At 42.9% G+C, this 18381-nt stretch carries 8 protein-coding genes and 2 tRNA genes; 5 read left to right on the top strand and 5 right to left on the bottom strand.

Going from position 1 to position 18381, the window contains the following annotated elements; all coding sequences use genetic code 11:
• Nucleotides 1-16 precede the first annotated feature (16 nt).
• Nucleotides 17-6385 (bottom strand): PKD domain-containing protein, encoded by a 6369-nt coding sequence (locus BN8908_RS12055; protein WP_068690805.1) that lies wholly within the window; start codon nucleotides 6383-6385, stop codon nucleotides 17-19.
• A gap of 168 nt (nucleotides 6386-6553) precedes the next feature.
• Between BN8908_RS12055 and BN8908_RS12060 the strand changes: the two genes are divergently transcribed.
• From BN8908_RS12060 to BN8908_RS12075, 4 genes are all read left to right on the top strand, one after another.
• A tRNA-Asn gene (locus tag BN8908_RS12060) sits at nucleotides 6554-6630 on the top strand.
• A gap of 28 nt (nucleotides 6631-6658) precedes the next feature.
• Nucleotides 6659-6732: transfer RNA gene (locus BN8908_RS12065), tRNA-Asn, on the top strand.
• Between the two features lie 111 nt (nucleotides 6733-6843).
• Nucleotides 6844-7107 carry a hypothetical protein gene (locus BN8908_RS12070; RefSeq protein ID WP_021987115.1) on the top strand — a complete coding sequence of 88 codons (264 nt, stop codon included), beginning with the start codon at nucleotides 6844-6846 and terminating at the stop codon, nucleotides 7105-7107.
• Between the two features lie 125 nt (nucleotides 7108-7232).
• Nucleotides 7233-8411 (top strand): AIR synthase related protein, encoded by a 1179-nt coding sequence (locus BN8908_RS12075; RefSeq protein ID WP_068690807.1) that lies wholly within the window; start codon nucleotides 7233-7235, stop codon nucleotides 8409-8411.
• 70 nt (nucleotides 8412-8481) lie between these two features.
• On the opposite strand, the gene BN8908_RS12080 is transcribed toward BN8908_RS12075, so the two are convergent.
• The 4 genes from BN8908_RS12080 to BN8908_RS12095 all read right to left on the bottom strand — a co-directional run bounded on the left by BN8908_RS12080 (nucleotide 8482) and on the right by BN8908_RS12095 (nucleotide 9984).
• On the bottom strand, nucleotides 8482-8799 hold the full coding sequence (locus BN8908_RS12080) for a helix-turn-helix domain-containing protein (protein ID WP_068692258.1): 318 nt from the start codon (nucleotides 8797-8799) through the stop codon (nucleotides 8482-8484).
• A 7-nt stretch (nucleotides 8800-8806) separates the two neighbouring features.
• Nucleotides 8807-9172 (bottom strand): type II toxin-antitoxin system RelE/ParE family toxin, encoded by a 366-nt coding sequence (locus BN8908_RS12085; protein ID WP_118773750.1) that lies wholly within the window; start codon nucleotides 9170-9172, stop codon nucleotides 8807-8809.
• Between the two features lie 148 nt (nucleotides 9173-9320).
• Entirely contained in the window at nucleotides 9321-9698 is a 378-nt protein-coding gene (locus BN8908_RS12090; protein ID WP_068690809.1) for a HepT-like ribonuclease domain-containing protein, read from the bottom strand.
• Complete coding sequence (locus BN8908_RS12095; protein WP_068690811.1) at nucleotides 9691-9984, bottom strand: nucleotidyltransferase family protein; 294 nt, start codon at nucleotides 9982-9984, stop codon at nucleotides 9691-9693. Before BN8908_RS12095 ends, BN8908_RS12090 begins: the two co-directional genes overlap by 8 nt.
• A gap of 696 nt (nucleotides 9985-10680) precedes the next feature.
• Between BN8908_RS12095 and BN8908_RS12100 the strand changes: the two genes are divergently transcribed.
• Nucleotides 10681-18354, top strand: coding sequence for a S8 family serine peptidase (locus tag BN8908_RS12100; RefSeq protein WP_068690813.1), 7674 nt, complete (start codon nucleotides 10681-10683; stop codon nucleotides 18352-18354).
• The last annotated feature ends 27 nt before the right edge of the window (nucleotides 18355-18381 follow it).

Below are 18381 nucleotides of genomic sequence, written 5' to 3' on the forward strand. Positions count from 1 at the left end.
CTATCTTTAATTTTCATTATTTTCTTAACAACAATACAGTTCCCTGAGTTGATTGTTTAGCCCCCGACGGATTATTATCCCCGGTCCAAAGATCCTCACTGTAAAAAATAGCCTTTGCCCGCCACATATATACGCCCTGTGGCAACAACTTCCCATTTTTATCACGGCCATCCCAACCTTCAGAAGGCTCACCGTCTTCCAATGCCGTCGTCTCCCATATTTTATTCCCATATAAATCGAATATTTCCAAATGATATTCTTTGAGTCCCATTCCGATACCCCGGAAATTATTGACCTTCGGATTCGAATTATGCGGAATAAATGTATTTGGAAAATACAAGCCTCCCATATAAGCGATATGGTCTGTATAGACCGAATCCCGGCAACCGTACTCATTTATACCGACCATTGACAACGGATAAGTCCCTTTTTCATTGAATACGACTTCCTGATCTTCCGGAGAATAAACCACCCGGCCATCCGGCAGGTACCAAATAAATTCCGTATAATCTTTCGATAAATTGATAAACATCACTTTCTCCGGCCGCCCATAAGCAATATCTTTATCAAATGCGACACGGGGACCGTTAAACACTTTTATACGACCGGAATGCTCTTCCTTACATCCCCTGTTATTTTCCACATAAGCCGTAATTGCATATTCCAATATAAAATTAGTGTCATTCTCATACAAATGCTCCATATCTGAGGTCAAACCCGTATCGTCCCCGTAATCCCAGCGGAAATAATCATAACCAGTAGCTACAACTCTCGGCCGATAAAGGAAGGGCGGGCAGGCAACCGTATCCAACGGCTCAATCTGTACCCGCGGCTTCGGCCACACCTCTACCTGCTTCGTTGCCACTCCCGGGCAAGAAGGTATCTGATTACTTTCTCCACGCACATTTATCTCATAAATTCCAGGCTCCGTAAAAGCATGGAACACTTGCCATATTCCCCGGTCCGTCTTTCCGTCCCCAAAATTCCAGGTAATATTTTTCAATGCCTCACTCGATACCAAACGCAAATCCAACTCACTGTCTTCACACAAGGCATTTTCTCCCTCGATTTGAAGAACCGGTATGGTATGCACAACGACGGAATCCACGTATTGCCTGCTGGCACACCCATTGTCGACCTCGAGCTTTATCTTGTATACACCAGCATTCAGATAACGGTGACACGTATCCCATACGGCAGCGATCTCCCCGTCCCCGAAATCCCAGAAATAATTCAACGCAGCCGTCGGATCTTTATCCACCGAATAATTTTCAAAACATACCGTATCCCCGGCACATAAATATTTTTTGTCTTTTATAAAACGGGCCAGGATCGTATTAGGCTTAACTTTAATATAACGAGTTGCACGGCTGCCATCAGGCGTACAACGATTAACAGCCGTTAAGCCGATCTCGAATACCGACATGGTTGTACCCGTACGGAAAATATGAACCGGATCCTCCTCCTGCGACGTCTCTCCATCCCCGAAATCCCAAACATAAGTATTCCCGGACCCCGTACTCCGATTTATAAACGTCACCTCCAAAGGTGTACACCCCTCATCTTCGGGATTTGAAACAAAGTCAGCTACAGCCGGGGAATAAACAGCAATATCCTTTATCGTCGCTTCCGTACCACATACATTATAAACCTTAAACGTCACCTGATAAGTCGTATCGAAAAGCCGGGGTTCGAAAGTCTGGACTCCGGGCTGTAAATCAGTCGTAACATTTCCGTTTCCAAAACTCCATAAATATTGCAAATCATAATAATCCCCCGCAAAATGTGCCGGGTCGACCCGGAAAGCGACCTCCAAAGGTCCGCAACCGTTCACTTTATCTGTTTCAAAAAGAGCTGTTGGCGGAGGATTCAAGACCTTTACCACCTGGGGTGTTCCCTCCACGACACAATTATATACAGAAGTTACGATCAAAGTAACCGGATATTCGCCGATTGCCGGATAGCGATAAGAAGCCGGAGCATCTATTGTTTCCTGTGTATCCCCATTTCCGAAATCCCAGTTAAAACGATGTCCTTTACCCAATTCGACAGGGACATACAAGGAGTCTACCGCCCGGCATTGCCGGGTTGATACATTGAAAACCGCATCCGGCAATTCATGTACCGTTACGAACACCGTATCCAGATTATCACATCCGGTCAAAGGATCTGTATAACGGTACTCCAACCGGGATACGCCTTCTCCTGCAATTTCCGGATCAAACAAACTCCCGTTTTTCACACCGTTCCCGAACCAATTAGGTAATCCCGCAGGTTCTATACCGATCAGATTCTGTTCCCCGGAATTCAGACAATAATCCAAATCCCCACCGGCATCAACGACAGGTAGTTTTCGTATTTTTATCCGGATACTATCCTTATCGATACAAGTTCCGTTTCCGTACTCATACACCGTCCAAACGACCGATTCCTCATTCCGGTTCGGATCAAAATAAAACTGTTTTCCGGGTTTCTCTATCAACATGCCGGCTTCGCGGGTAGTCCATTCTCCTCCTTCCGGAGTGGCCTGCAACAAAATCGGTTCACTCATAGCACATAAAGGATCCGGCTGAGTCAAAACGACCTTCTCAAACTTATCGACCTCCAAAGTATAGGCGATTCTGGCTGTATCCTTACAATGATTGGCAAACTCTCCGACAATACGATACGTCTTTCCTCCCGCAAACGTCATATCCGGCTTACGCGTAGAAGCATCCGTACCGTTTTCCCAATTTACACCCGCCGGTGTAATTTTCCACCGGATATAATTCAACTCGTCGTTATTCTCCCGGATTTCTCCGACATGTTCTGTCCCGATAAATATATAATCCCGCTCACATTGCCGTCCTAAATCCTCTGCTCCCAACCGCTCGACTTCCGGCTTTGAAAAAGCCCGGAAATCATACACAACCGGCTGTTCCCCGCAAATATTCCCAGCCGTTAGAAACACTTGATAATTTCCGGGATCGGTAAATGTTAAATCCGGATTTTCTACATTCAAATTTCCGGTCCATCCGATTTGTGGTTCTACCCGCCATACATAACTTAACGAATCTCCTTCTGACCGATTCGTTAAATGCAATACGACTCCGTCCGTCGTACATCCGGCTACCTGTGATAACTCAGCCTTGGCTACTACCTTATGTTTCAACACATTCACCTGTCCGGACACAGTCCGCACACCACCATACTCGGCTTCAGCCTGCAATGTCAACTGATATACCCCGCTGCGGGTGAAGCGCAATTTCGGAAACATATCACTCAAATTACTCCCTACAGCCACCACTCCGTCTGCCGGTACGATCGTCCAATTGCAAAGAATCCTCGCACTTCCAGCCGAATCACAATGCAGATAATCCCGTATATCAACCACTTCCTCCCAATTATCACAACGATTCGGGATCACGTCAAAAACAAAGCTGGGTACTCCCTTAACTACAACTGTAAATTCCCGGAAATCAGACTTACAAGCCCCGGTAATATCCACCCGTACCTTATATTCCCCGTACTTATTAAAAGTAATCGCCGGTTTGTCCGCATTCTTATCCGAAATCGTGTAACCGACATCCGGAGTGACAGTCCATTGATAACTCAAATTTACCCCCGTCGTCGTATTCTCAAAATTCAACGGTTCTCCCTGTAACGTCTGATAACGACCACTCCCCAAATCCTGGACATTAGCATCCAAATGCGGCTTTATATTCGTATATATTTCAGGATCATATATCAAAATCTTTTGAGTTGCTACCAAGTCCCCACCGCAATTCGCCGCAGAAACCAATTTTGCCTGCAACGTATACTCTCCCGGAGTCCTTAACTCGATCTCCGGATACAATTTATCCCATTCCGGAGAAGTATAAGGCGTATGTTCCGCATTCAACGGCTTATTCACCAACGTCCATTCGACTTTCCGCAAACTTTCCGCTCCCCCGTTCCAACTGTCATTCCATACATAATGTACGTGAGTATCCGACAAACGAAGCATTCCAGGACACATCGCCTCCAGAGGATCGATCGTCACTTTCGGGTCTTGTTTAACGACAATCGTAAAAGGTAGTGGTTCCCCACCGCAAACACCCTGCACATACCCACTGACACTATATGTTCCGGAAGTATGAAACAAAATATGCGGAGCTTTATGAGTGGCATCCGTTCCATCCGTAAACTCATAATCGACAGATTCGACACCCGGGGTCACCGACCATGAATAAGTCGGTTCTACCGCAGCCGAAGAAGTATTGGTAAACGTCAACTTTTCTCCGATACAAATCTGCTTCTGGTCTGCTTCAATAATCACGTCTAAACGCGGATTCACCACATGCAACACCTGGGAAGCACTCAATTTATCCGTCGGACCGCAAGACGTCGGATTCGTCAAGGTCACCCGAATCTCATAATCCCCCCATTCACTGAATTTTAATTTAGGTGTCATCGTATTCCCTCCGATAACCGTTACCTTATCCGTCGGATTCCCTTCGGCAAAAACCTCCCACTTCACAGCGACATTTTCATTTCCGTTATCCTTATACCTCACGAAATCACCCGGATAAAACTCGTTATCCGGACAATGATAAGCAGGAAATGCCGATAAGTCGATTTCAGGAGCCCTGTATACCCTTACTTCAAAGTTCTTTACAGAATCCGTACATACCCCGTCGATATCGGCTACCAATACATATTTTCCATATTCCGGTATCTGTATCGAAGTGCTGTTACCCGAAGTTTGAGGCTTCCAGGATGCCGTAACTCCCGCAGCCGTCTTTACGTACCAATTTACACCGTTAATCACACCCCCGGGAATGCCGTTCACGGTCAACCGCTCTCCTTCACACATTTCCGTTTTATCGGCTACCATCCCTTCTGCCTTCACGGACGGATCATAAACCGTCAACAACTGTGTTCCGACCAGCTTCGTACCCCCACAACCGGCCCCTTTTAAAGTAACCTTCAGCGTATATTTCCCCGGTTGTGTAAACTCAATCTGAGGTTTTTCCGACGTCAGTGTCGTTCCGGCCCTAAGTATCCAGCCGGACGCTGGGGTAATCTCCCACTTCAAATCCGGAGTATTGTTATACCAGGCATACGTAATATAATCGGGCAAACTCAACACACTTCCCGGACATAAGGCAGGCAATGCCTTGAATTCGACAATTTCCGGATCCTTCTTCACACTTATCGTCGTATCTTTGGAATCCGTCGAACAATTGTTACTGACAATTTGCGTTACCTTATAAGTTCCGTAATGAAAATTAATATGAACATTGGCCTGATTCAGCCCCCCGGTAGGTGCATAACCGCCGTTCACACCCTGTTCGACAACCGTCCATTGATATTTGCGTTCCTCCCCCGCCGACTTATCCGTAAACGAAACCCCCAGAGGATCACACCCGGAATCTTTATCGACGATAAAACCAGCCTTTACACTCTTAATAATCCTGACCGGCAAAGTCTTCTTTACATATGCACACTTAAACCCATTGGAATTTTTAATTTCCAATGTCACCTGATACGTATCGTCTTCATTGTAAACAACCAATGGATTTTTTACGTTCTCCTGCCCCACTCCCACTCCGGTTTTTCCGAAATCCCATTCATAAGTCAGATTTAACGGTTGGCAATCTTTTCCCAAACCACCGTCCGTCTGATTGATAAACTGCACCTCCCGTTCCGTACAACCGGGTTTCTCCTTGTAATCGAAATCAGCGGTCGGCGGAAGAATAATCATGTAATTCGGGAAATCCATCGAAGTCGTAAAACCACACTCGTTTTTAGCCGTCACACGTATCGTTATGCCTTTCGGTTTATTCAATTGGCAATGGGTCTTTTCATACTGATGCAAAACTTTTCCTCCGTCAGCCACAATTTGTGCCTGAGTATATTCCCGCGTACTCCCGTCTCCGAAATCCAATGTATACGTCGTTGCCGCCGAATTGGAATTATAATTCGTCACATAGATTTCCGCCTCCGAATTCACACAAGGAGTTCCCGATAAATTCCGCTCAAAACCGACGGCAGGATTTGAAAGGTTTATCACTTGATATACCTGCTCCACTCTTCTTCCAGATTGTTTCGAAACAGCACTTACCTTCAATTCATATACCCCCCACTCCGTATAAAGATGGGACGTATTTAAAGCCACATGATTTACATTCGTTAAATTTTCTCCGGGTTTTGAATCCCCCCAATCAATAGAATAAGTTCCTTCCTGAAAAGCTGTAACATCCGACCTGTTTTCTATTACCAACCTGAATTCACTATCGTCCCCTTCTACACAATTTCTGAAATTCTTTTCATTTCCCAACACCAAGGTCTGCGCTTCCCCCCACAATGGGGTGAATACAAGCCACACTACCGCAGCTCTGTATAAACAGCTTAAAAAAGTCATAATGCACATATTTACCAATAGCACACAAACTTAACTATTTTTCATAATTCATTCAAATTTTTTACACCAGAAATGAACATAGGAAAAAAAAATCCGAACCGATAATTTTTCCTTTCGAAATTTTGTGACTTTCAAAAATAGCTCTATCTTTGCATCGCTTTAGAAAATTCCTCAATAGCTCAGTTGGTTAGAGCGGCGGACTGTTAATCCGTAGGTCGTAGGTTCAAGTCCTACTTGAGGAGCCAAGAAAAACAAGTCGTTCTTAAAACAAATTCCTCAATAGCTCAGTTGGTTAGAGCGGCGGACTGTTAATCCGTAGGTCGTAGGTTCAAGTCCTACTTGAGGAGCGAAGGGGATACCGGAAACCGGTATCCTTTTTTAATATTAAAAGGTTTTCTTTCCACCTCTTATTCTGTTTTTACAGACATTTTATATTTTAAATACTCAAGATTATACCTATGAACCGTATCAACAAAATCGCATTTTTTGTTTCCCTGATCGTTCTTGTCGTCGCTTTCAGCCTGTTATCGATGAGCTCGATGCCTAAAGAATTCAGATATACCTGGATAGGACTCAATCCCTGGAATGGCATAGAAGGCTTGGCTTTCACCGTGCGTTATTTCCTACACACAGGAACGACAGCAACTTATATCATCACAATCGGGCTGGTACTCCTGATTTGGTGGCGTTTATATGCGATCTTCAACCGGATATGGCATTGAAAATTTTCAATTTTTCTGAGATTTTCTAATTGTTTTCCGTAAGTTTGCATATTCAATACGACATACAAACGTACGAATCGACGTAAAAGTGTAAAACATCCGTAACCTCGTATACGAATTTAAGCATGAGAAAAGACGAAAGATACAATAAACGCGGCGTATCCGCTTCAAAAGAAGACGTTCATAACGCGATCAAAAACATCGACAAGGGAATTTTCCCCAAAGCTTTCTGCAAAATTGTACCCGATTATTTAGGAGGTGACCCTTCTTACTGCAATATCATGCACGCCGACGGAGCCGGAACAAAATCTTCCCTGGCCTACATGTACTGGAAAGAAACCGGTGACCTCTCTGTATGGAAAGGGATTGCCCAGGATGCACTGATTATGAACATCGACGATTTACTCTGTGTAGGGGCTGTCGATAATATCCTTTTATCTTCCACGATCGGACGTAACAAAAACCGGATCCCCGGAGAAGTGATCGCCGCCATTATTAACGGCACCGAAGAATTATTGGAAGAATACCGGAAATTAGGAGTAAGTATCTATTCTACCGGCGGCGAAACAGCCGACGTCGGTGACCTCGTACGCACCATTATTGTCGATTCGACAGTCACCTGCCGGATGAAGCGAGAAGAGATCATCGACAATGCCAACATCAAAGCAGGAGACGTCATCGTCGGTCTCGCATCTTATGGACAAGCCAGCTATGAAACGGAATACAACGGCGGTATGGGCTCCAATGGACTGACGTCAGCCCGCCACGATGTATTTGCTAAATATCTGATGGAAAAATACCCGGAAAGCTTCGATAACGCCGTACCGGAAGAATTGGTATATGCCGGGAAATGCAAACTGACGGACACCGTAACGGATTCTCCCCTCAATGCCGGCAAATTGGTCCTTTCACCGACACGTACGTATGCTCCGGTTATCAAAAAAATCCTGGATCAATACCGCCCCCAAATCCATGGCATGGTACACTGTTCCGGTGGAGCCCAAACCAAAGTGATGAATTTTGTCGAAAATATGCATGTTGTAAAAGACAACCTTTTCCCGGTTCCTCCCCTATTCAGATTGATACAGGAACAATCCGGCACATCCTGGGAAGAAATGTATAAAGTATTCAACATGGGACACCGTATGGAAATATACGTCGATGAAGAATTAGCCGATAAAATCATCGCTATCTCCCAAAGCTTTAATATTGATGCCCAAATCGTCGGTCGCTGCTATGACAATGACGAAGGCGAAGGAAATAAGCTTACCATAATCAGCGAATTCGGGAAATTCATATACTGAACGGTAGGTTTGATTCGTAAACTTTATATATAAAACGAAAGGATGCTCTCTTGAGGCATCCTTTTTTTATTTAACACAAAGCTACTTTATAACCATTATCTTCTATTTCTAACCTTGCATTTACCCCCAAAGCTTTAAATATTTTAATAACAGTAGCCAAAGTCAAATTCTTACCATTTTCTATTCGGGAGATTTGAGCTTTTTGTACCCCTATCAGTTTCCCTAAATCTTCCTGAGTCATATTTTTATCCAAACGTGTACGTTTAATAGCTTCACCTATCAAAAATAAATTCAGTTCACTTTCATAATTATCGCGTTCAGGTGTGCCTTTCTTTCCAATCAGCATATCTTTCACCTCCTCCTGCGTATAAAACTTCTTTTCTTCCATAGCTCCCTTATTTTTGTTCAAAATATTCTTTCATTATCTCTTTTGCTCTTGCCACTTCTTTTATGGGTGTCTTATCCGTTTTCTTCACAAAACCATGAGTAGCAATCACCAATACATCAACGTCTTTATCCCAGAAAGCTAATAAACGATATTGCTTCCCCTTGTACAAAGTTCTGAACTCCCAAATATCAGTTCCTGTTAATTTCTTAAATAATTTAGGGTCTAAAGTATACCGTGCTTTATCAATATTATAAACAATCTTTTCCCTTGTTTTAGATTCCACTCTCTGTAAAAACTCTAAAGCATCCTTATAAAATATAACCTTAAATTTTTCAATAGAAACCATAGCACAAATATAAAAATAAGTTTCCATATATAGAAACCCAGCTAATTAAATTTTAATCTGTATATTAAACTACTAAATCATCCTTTCCGCCAATTCTGGAAATTCATATACTGAACGGTAGGTTTGATTCGTAAACTTTATATATAAAACGAAAGGATGCCCAAGGCATCCTTTTTTACTTTCCTTCTACCAAGTCTTTTCGCATCTGTTCCAACACCTCCAACAAAGGAGGAATGCTTTCCTGAACCGTATTAAAAATAACATCAGCATCCACTTCAAAATAATGATGGACAATGATATCACGCATTCCCATAACTTCACGCCACGGAATCTGTGGATAATGAACAAGTAAATTTCCAGCAGTCAGTTTATCCAGATTCTTTATACTTTCACCCGATGCTATCAATTTCATACAAACACCGTCCAGCAATAACGTACCTGTCTCAGAATCCAAAAAATCATTGACACAGTGAATGCTTTCCGTCCGCTGTTGAATAATCCTTATGGATTCGATTACTTTATCAAGTAAATGCAGGACTTTTACATCATACATAGATAGCCTCCTTCTGAATAGTTTGTTTTAATACTTCATCCATTCTCTCACGCACACGTACTAAATCCACAGGACATCCTAATAAGGCTTCCAATTCATATTTAATACGAGCCAATGTAAACAGAGTCGGAGCTTCCCCTTCATAGCAAATATCAATATCACTATGTTCTGTCTGCTCACCTCTGGCCACACTGCCAAATATACCTATCCTTTTAATATGATAAATGGAGGCATGTGTTTGCATATAGCCTGCCAATAGTTGTAAATATTCACTGATTGATTTCATAAAGCATCCATAGTCTTCATATTGACAAATATAGCAATTATACCAAATTTAAACAAGTAAACTTTCTGGCATACACCCTCTTTCCATAAACCTGCAAAATCGTCCACGCCGCCAATCCGGGAAATTCATATATTAAACACCTAAGGAGACCATAAACTCGCGCTTCTATTTCGACCTGCCATTTTTTTCAAAAATTTTATGTTACTAATTTTCAATTATGTAAATATACGACAGTCGGCCAGGTTATATTCTATTGGGATTCACAAGCAATTTTTTCAAAAATAAAATAAAAAAACGACCGTCCATTTTAACCAATTTTTAAAAATAAATCCTTTTCTTTGTAAAAGAAATGAAAATATCGGATTTAAGTTTCTATCCCAACCAAAATCGTTCCATAATAATGGATGATTTTATTTAAAGTGGTTTTGGAAAAAACATGAGTCATTTGTAACAGATAATTTAATGTCTGTTAGCGAATTAGATAAAAAAGTAGCAATGAAAAGAATGAATTTTGTAGACCTGTCGATCTTCGACTGAAAAAAAGGAACATTTTAATTGCAGATTTATGATTTTAGACTAAAAAATCTGATAACGAATCAGGTTGTCAGGCAATTTAAAATTTATATAAACATTTATTTTGAAGACATACACACATTTTATTAAAAAATAGCAAAATCATTTTAAACATTTAAAAGTATGCAAAAAACATGGATTTTCAGTTGTTTCATATTACTATCGGTACTCTGGTGTTTACCGATAAATGGACAACAGTTAGCAAGTTATGCCAAAGACGGTGTAATCAGGGTTAAACTTGATCCGGCAGTGGCAGAACAACTGGGTAACACCCCCCGGACAAGAGGTGGAATCGTATCGACAGGAATTCAATCTTTCGATGCGGTAAATAAAGAAATTAAAGCCGTAAACATGAAGCGGGTATTCCCTTATGCGCCTAAATTCGAGGAGAGAATGAGGAAACACGGGCTTCATTTATGGTATGAAATCAGTTACGATGAAAAATTAACTCCGGAACAAGCAGTAAACCGATTCAAGGGAATATCCGGTATAAAAATAGCTGAAATCGTAAGAGTACAAACCTTACCGCCCTCTAAAACGGTAGATGTAACCCCTACCCCTCAAACACGGGCTACTCTTCCTTTTAACGATCCCTTACTAGTTAATCAATGGCACTATGCAAACGATGGCAGTATTCAAGGCAGTATCGCAGGTTGCGACATCAATCTTTACAAAGCCTGGGAAATTACGGCAGGCGCCCGTAACGTTATTGTTGCCATTATTGACGGTGGTATAGATATTACCCACGAAGACCTGATCGACAATTTATGGGTCAATGAAGCGGAATTAAATGGTGAAGAAGGTGTCGACGATGATGGTGACGGATATATTGATGATATATACGGTTATAATTTTGCAGCCAAATCGCCGGCATTGACAGCACACAAACACGGTACTCACGTAGCGGGAACAGTAGCTGCCGTAAATAACAACGGCAAAGGGGTATGCGGTGTCGCCGGAGGTACCGGTAACAAAGACGGGGTTCTTCTGATGTCCTGTCAGGTATTCGACGATTACGCAGGACAGGGCGACTTCGCCACTCCCTTTGTTTACGCTGCCAACAAAGGAGCTGTCATAGCACAATGCTCCTGGGGCTGGGACAATGACGGCTATGTAGAGCAAGCCGTATTGGATGCTATGGACTATTTTACCCAGGAAGCCGGAAATTACGAAGGAAGCCCGATGAAAGGCGGCCTTTGCATCTTTGCTGCCGGCAACACCGGTTTGGAAGGTACGTTCTATCCGGGTGCTTATGCAACGGCCGTATCCGTTACGGCACTAAGCGTTGACTACAAAGTAGCCTCTTACTCCAGCCGCGGGGACTGGGCCGATGTCAGTGCCCCCGGGGGAGATGTGGAATTAGGCGGAGAATCCTGGGGAGTACTCAGTACATTCCCGGGTAACCGTTACGGCTATTATGACGGCACATCTATGGCATGTCCTCATGTCTCTGGTATTGCTGCATTAATTATCGCTAAATACGGAAGTCCTGATTTCACGAATACGGATTTAAGAAACCGTCTGACGGAATCCGTACATGACATATACGGCTATAATCCGCAATATATAGGGAAATTAGGTTCCGGAATAATCGATGCTTACATGGCCCTGGATGCTAAAAACAACAATGCTCCGGCTAAAATTGCTGATTTTACACTTGTAGCTTCGCAGGAAGATATACAGGTCGAATATCTGCTCCCCAGCGATCCGGATAATGACAATATCGCCAAAGGAATTGCTTACTATAGCGACAAAGCTTTCACTGCTACCAGTGATCTGAGTGTTTTAAAAAGCGTGGAAATCGCCACCCGTTTTAATAAAACCGGAGATAAAATCACAATCAATATTCCGGGGCTCAAACCCGAGACTGAATACTGGGTTGCCGTAAAAGCCTTCGACCGCTGGCAAAACGGCTCAGAACTGTCAGAAGTAAAAACGATCGTTACCAATGCCGGACCCGACCTGGAACTCAGCAAAACCGACTACACCATCGAAATGGACGTTACCCAGTCGTATACAGCCAAAGACTCTATCGTCTTAAATAATACGGGAGAAGGACTGTTAAAATGGAATGCAAGCATAAGAAGCTACTACAAAGACCCCTGGAGTATATTCAATACCCCCGGAATAACAACAGCTTCCGCTACCGCAAAAAAACAACCGAAAACCTATTCTTTTAAAGGTATCATTAACACTCAGTCCGTAACGCCGACAGAGGTCATCGAATCGGGCTACAACCTGGACGAATATCCGAAAGAATTCCAATACTACAAGGATTTGAGATTCTATATCGGAGAAGGAGATACCGCATTGACCAATTCCATGGCTCAATATTTCTTTGTCGATCCAACATTATATCCGGAAGGATTCAATTTAACGGGATTCTATGTAGAAGGCGTATATACCCAAGGACGTCCCATCGTGGAAGTTTATTCCGGTGAAGGCGGACTCACGCCGGAAGGATTGTTGCTCAGCGACACGCTGGATGCTGTCAGTCCTTTCTCACATACGATACGTCTAAGCGAAGATATCATGATCCCTTCCAGTAATGATTTCTGGCTTGTTTTTCATATGCCTAAAGGCAATGCCGGATGCCTGGGAACCGGTGATGAATATGACTATTCCAATGCCCACCTCTACAGTTATTACAGTTCCAATATGGGAAAAACCTGGCATACATTGGGAGAGGTATTGAGTGAAGGAAATCTCAGTAAATATGCCGACCTACAGGCCTGGTCGATAAAAGCGGTGAGCCAAACTCCGGGATGGATCGAATATCTGACCCTGAATCCCTCTTCCGGTATTGTAAGACCACACGATAAACAAGCTGTAATCGCCTCTCCTGAAAAAGTAAAATTGATTAACGGAGATTACAATTTCAAATTATACCTGAATACCAACTGCAAGGATAAAGAAAAATTAACGATCCCCGGTACACTCTCCGTAAAAGGACACAAACCCGATCTGAAAAGTGCAAAAGTAATAGATTTCGGAAAAACTTTTGTCGGCAAAGGAAAAGAAGTAATCGTCGAAATATTCAATAACGGTTACGGAAAATTCGCAGGACAAGGCGGATATGATTTATACGATTATAACGGTGGATACAGTTTCAGTGACAACCACTTCAATACATCAGGAGAATGGGGTGAGGGAGTCCCGATTCCGGCATTAGAAGCCCGTTCCACCAGCCGTATCAAACTAAAATTCACGCCGACTTATCAAGGAATATTCAATTGTAAATTTACCCTGAACAGTGAAACAGGGGAAACGCACAACATCACCCTGACAGGTACAGCTATCAATCCGGCCCATATTACAATCGCACCGACACAGGTAGCTGTAGGCGACCTGGATTTGAATGCCGCTCCTACTGTAAAACAAATTACAATCAGCAATACCGGATCTTATCCATTGGAGTTTGCTTTCCCGAAATTTACAGAAGACACGGTAGCCGGTATTACCAAAACCTCCCACAAATACGGTTATGAATATATCAGTAATATTCCCGGGTTTAATAAGAACGAAACCTGTCAATTCCGTTGGGACGAACTACTGAATACCACAGAGATACAGAATCTGTTTGACGAAAATACAATATGGACGGAAGCTGTCAACATCGGATTTAAATTCCCATTCTTCGGTAAAGACTTCGAACAAGTCTACATCGGCAAATTAGGTATACTTTCATTCAGCGGTGAAACCGGTTCACTACATGCCTGCATGCCGGCTTCCACTTCATGCAGCGATCACTTGGACCTGATTACGCCAATGGCTTATCAGCTTTCTATCAGTCCGAGAAGTAAAATCGCCTACGCCAAACAAAACGGTAAATTCGTCGTTAGTTTTGAAAATGTAGGGGTTTTCAATGCTGACGGAGACGGAGAAACCGATGTGTCTTTCCGCATAGCACTCTCTCCGAACGGAGATGTCGAAATGTTCTATAAAGATTACGATCCGTTCATGATCAGCCAACCCCAAAATATTTTTATCGGTTGTATCGATTATGAGGTGAAGGACCCATTCGTAATTACGGATGTCGATATGGTCAACAAAGACAACATCGATATATGGGAACACATTCAAAGTGGTACGGCAATCAAAATCGTTGCTCCGGGTAAAAATATGATCCGGGATATAGACAAAAAAAGCGGTACGGTAGCCATCAATGAAATTGAAACCGTCAATATCAGTCTGGCCGCCGATTCGTCCATGTATAAAGGTGATTTAACGAATTTACTGGTACTATTGAGCAACGATCCCAATAATTCGACTTCTATAATCCGTTTGGATGCCAACATTACCGGTAACTATTATCAACCCGTGGTAGAACTCGATCGGGATACGCTTTTATTCGGTGAAGTTTTCCAAACAGGCCGGGCCGTATCGACAATCAGCCTCCTGAATAAAGGAAATGCCCCCATCGAAATCACCCGGCTTGAAATCGCAGATCCGACTTTTACTTACACGGTAGGCAAACCACTACCTTTCACGCTGGAAGCCGGTACGTCTGAAGACATTTATATTACAGCCGTATCTACGACAAAAGGTTCTTATGAATCCGTTATGTCCGTTACGACAGCCGGAAGCCAAATACTGACAACCCGGTTATTTTCGACAATTATTGATGCTCCCGACATCGAAATTACTCCGGCACAATACGCGGAAACCCTCGAAAGCGGTAAAGCCAAACAACTGGATATGAGCATAAAAAATACCGGAGAAAGTATATTAAAGTATTCGATCACTCCGACTACGATTTTATATCCGGTTAATGATACGTTAAAAGCAAATGAATCGCTGGATTACATCTACAGTTCTTCCATCGACGACGACAATATCCTGTATCAATGGGAGGACATTACAGATTCTCCGATTCATTACAAAGAAGAGTATTTCTATACCCATGTCAGTTTCGAACAGGAATTACCGTTTGAATTCACATTCTATGGAAAGACCTATAACAAAATATATGTTTACGGTCCGGGCTTCATTACATTTAAGAAATTCCCGGCAGTAGATTCATGGCCGGAAGATTTTTCCGCCGACTTCACGCCGTATATAGCACCGTATTGGGGACACCACACCCCGTCTCCTGCTGAATATGCATTAGATCCGACTCAACCCGTCGGTATTTACTATAAAGCTGAAGACGACCGGGTGATCGTATCCTTTATCGATTTCTCAAACCAAATGAGTTTGGGATTGTGTTTCCAGGCCATTCTTTATAAAAACGGTAATATTAAATTCCAATACAAATTACTTGAAGGCGGTATTCAATGGAGTGCATACGGAATCAACGGTTTGGCTTATGAAGGTGCCGAAGAATCCCAAAGACTTACTTTAAGAAGCCGATACCTGAATATGAGCAGTGCTATCGAATTCTATCCGGTAAAAACATCCGAATTACAACCGAATGAAACGGCCAACCTGAAAATGGAAGCTTCGGCAAACGGTCTGTTGGCCGGTACCTATCAGACTACAAACCTTGTAAAGACCAATGTTCCGACAAAACCGGAAATTACCGTTCCCCTGAACCTGACGGTAACCGGAACACCTTCCGGAGAATGGCCGGAAGAACTGGCATTACCGGATATCTTTATCGAATCCTACCCCAATAATTATGTCTTTACATTCCGCAATGTCGGTACCGCCGCATATCACATTACCGGCTTAACCTGGAATGAACAGTCCCAGTATGATCCCAATGACTGGCAAACCCCATTCTTTCCGACATTCGACGTCCTTTACTGGAGTACCCAAGCCGGAGGTGGTGTCGGTCCATTGAATGTACAACCCAGAAATCAAGGCGACTGGGCCAGCGGACTGTACGTACCTATAAACGAATTCAATCCCCTGGAAGTCGGCAAGGAAGCTCAAAAATTCGCCGTTTCATTCCTGAATACCATGGATTTAATGGAAGTTACCGACACATTGGTATTTACAACCGATCTACCTGGATACGAAACGATAAAAATTCCGTTAAAGTATAATATCGTCGAAGCTCCTGTCATTGAAGTAAATCCGGAAAAAATGGATTTGTATGCTCCCGACAAACACTTTAGTACTGATACAAATATCCGGATTATAAATAACGGAAACTATAAACTGGATTACAAAGTCAGTATCTCTTATAATGATGAAGTAAATGCACTTACTGCGATTCAGGCCGCTAACGACATCTCCCTGACGGCTCTTGGCCTGGATACAAAAGTTAAAAATGCAAGTTTCCAGTCGCTACCTGTTACCAGGGCAACAGGAGAGTATACGGACAGCCTGGGCTATGACTTCAATCTCCAGGGACAAATGATTGTCATCGGCACGGCTACAGGCGAAGATCCTTATATTGCATGTACCGAATTTACAGCTCCTGAAGGAGGATTTAACATGTCCAAAATCAAATTTATGGCTTCATTGGGAGAACAGGAAAATGCAGAATTTATCATCGAAGTCAGAACAGGTAGTTCTTTCAATAATAATACCGTTGCCGGACGCGCCAGCAAAGTGATCACAGGAGGACCTGAAGCAGAAGGCGACAGAATCAGTGTATCGGCCAAAGAGATCGAATTTGAAAATCCGGTATACATCTACCCGAATGAAAAATTCTGGGTTTACATCTATATACCCGAGAAAGCATTTATTGCTTTTGTTCCGACCAAAGATGTAGCTACTCCCCTGCGTTATATGCTAAAACTCAAAGGAGAATGGGCTGATGTAACCGAATTATCAGAGCAATACGGCTCTTTGGGATTCCTGACTTTATTGTATCAGCAAGAAGCCGGTTCCTCCTGGATAACACTGAATACGGAAACAGGAACAGTTGCCGCTCACGAAACCGAAGCTGTCAACTTCCACGTTGACGCCAGCAAAGCCAGAAATGAAAACAACAACAAAGCCATTATCAAAATTGCAAGCAACGACCCGGAAAATCCGGAAGTAAGTATTCCTGTAACTTTGAATAAAAACACTGCACCGGTAATCACCCGAATCGATAAACAGATCAGTGTTAAAGAAGAACAGGAAACCACCGCCAGATTTACTGTCGTAGATAATGAAAACGATAATTTCGAAGTTACCGTAGAAGACGAGTCCGGAATAGCAACTTTAAATGAAGACAATGGTAATGTTAGCGTGACCCTGGCTCCGAAATACGGGGACAACGGAAATCACACATTCACTCTAAAAGCAAAAGATGTATTCGACAATGCAAGTACATTAACCGTTGACTATTACGTTGAAAAAGTGAACCGTGCACCAATCGTTATTCTGCAACCGACAGACAAAACTCAAAAAGTAGGTGATATCATTGAGAGTCTGATACTATCATCGGTATTTTCTGATCCGGACGGTGACGAATTGAGTTACACGGCTCATTCTTCCAATCCTGACGCCGTAAAAGCTCTTGTTGCCGACGGAGATGCCATTGAATTCGTAATCAAAGCTGAAGGAGAAGCAATCATTACATTGACAGCACAAGATCCTGCTCTATTGCAGGCGACAACCACTTTTAAAGTGACTGTAGAAGGCGGAAGCAACGGAAGCGGAATCTTCGAAGCCCAGGTAAAAGCCTATCCGAACCCGACCAGCAACATCCTGAACGTACAATGTTCCGATGATGTGGAAGGAGAAGTAATCATACGGCTTTACGATATGGGCGGTAACATGGTATATACCGAAAAAACAGCGATGACTGCCGGTTCTATTAAAGCGATAGATATCAATGCGTTACCTGCTGGTATGTATGTTTTGGAAGTAGAACATAAAGGGGCTAAAATCACCTCAAAAGTAGTTAAACAATAAGTTTTATCCGGGGAGAGACGACCTCTC

This window comes from Culturomica massiliensis (assembly GCF_900091655.1).
Taxonomy (GTDB): Bacteria; Bacteroidota; Bacteroidia; order Bacteroidales; family Marinifilaceae; genus Culturomica; species Culturomica massiliensis.

What these genes read in the sequence shown, in the direction of transcription:
- BN8908_RS12055 (WP_068690805.1), bottom strand. Translation starts at nt 6,385, where the DNA reads ATGACTTTTTTAAGCTGTTTATACAGAGCTGCGGTAGTGTGGCTTGTA.
- BN8908_RS12070 (WP_021987115.1), top strand. Translation starts at nt 6,844, where the DNA reads ATGAACCGTATCAACAAAATCGCATTTTTTGTTTCCCTGATCGTTCTT.
- BN8908_RS12075 (WP_068690807.1), top strand. Translation starts at nt 7,233, where the DNA reads ATGAGAAAAGACGAAAGATACAATAAACGCGGCGTATCCGCTTCAAAA.
- BN8908_RS12080 (WP_068692258.1), bottom strand. Translation starts at nt 8,799, where the DNA reads ATGGAAGAAAAGAAGTTTTATACGCAGGAGGAGGTGAAAGATATGCTG.
- BN8908_RS12085 (WP_118773750.1), bottom strand. Translation starts at nt 9,172, where the DNA reads ATGGAAACTTATTTTTATATTTGTGCTATGGTTTCTATTGAAAAATTT.
- BN8908_RS12090 (WP_068690809.1), bottom strand. Translation starts at nt 9,698, where the DNA reads ATGTATGATGTAAAAGTCCTGCATTTACTTGATAAAGTAATCGAATCC.
- BN8908_RS12095 (WP_068690811.1), bottom strand. Translation starts at nt 9,984, where the DNA reads ATGAAATCAATCAGTGAATATTTACAACTATTGGCAGGCTATATGCAA.
- BN8908_RS12100 (WP_068690813.1), top strand. Translation starts at nt 10,681, where the DNA reads ATGCAAAAAACATGGATTTTCAGTTGTTTCATATTACTATCGGTACTC.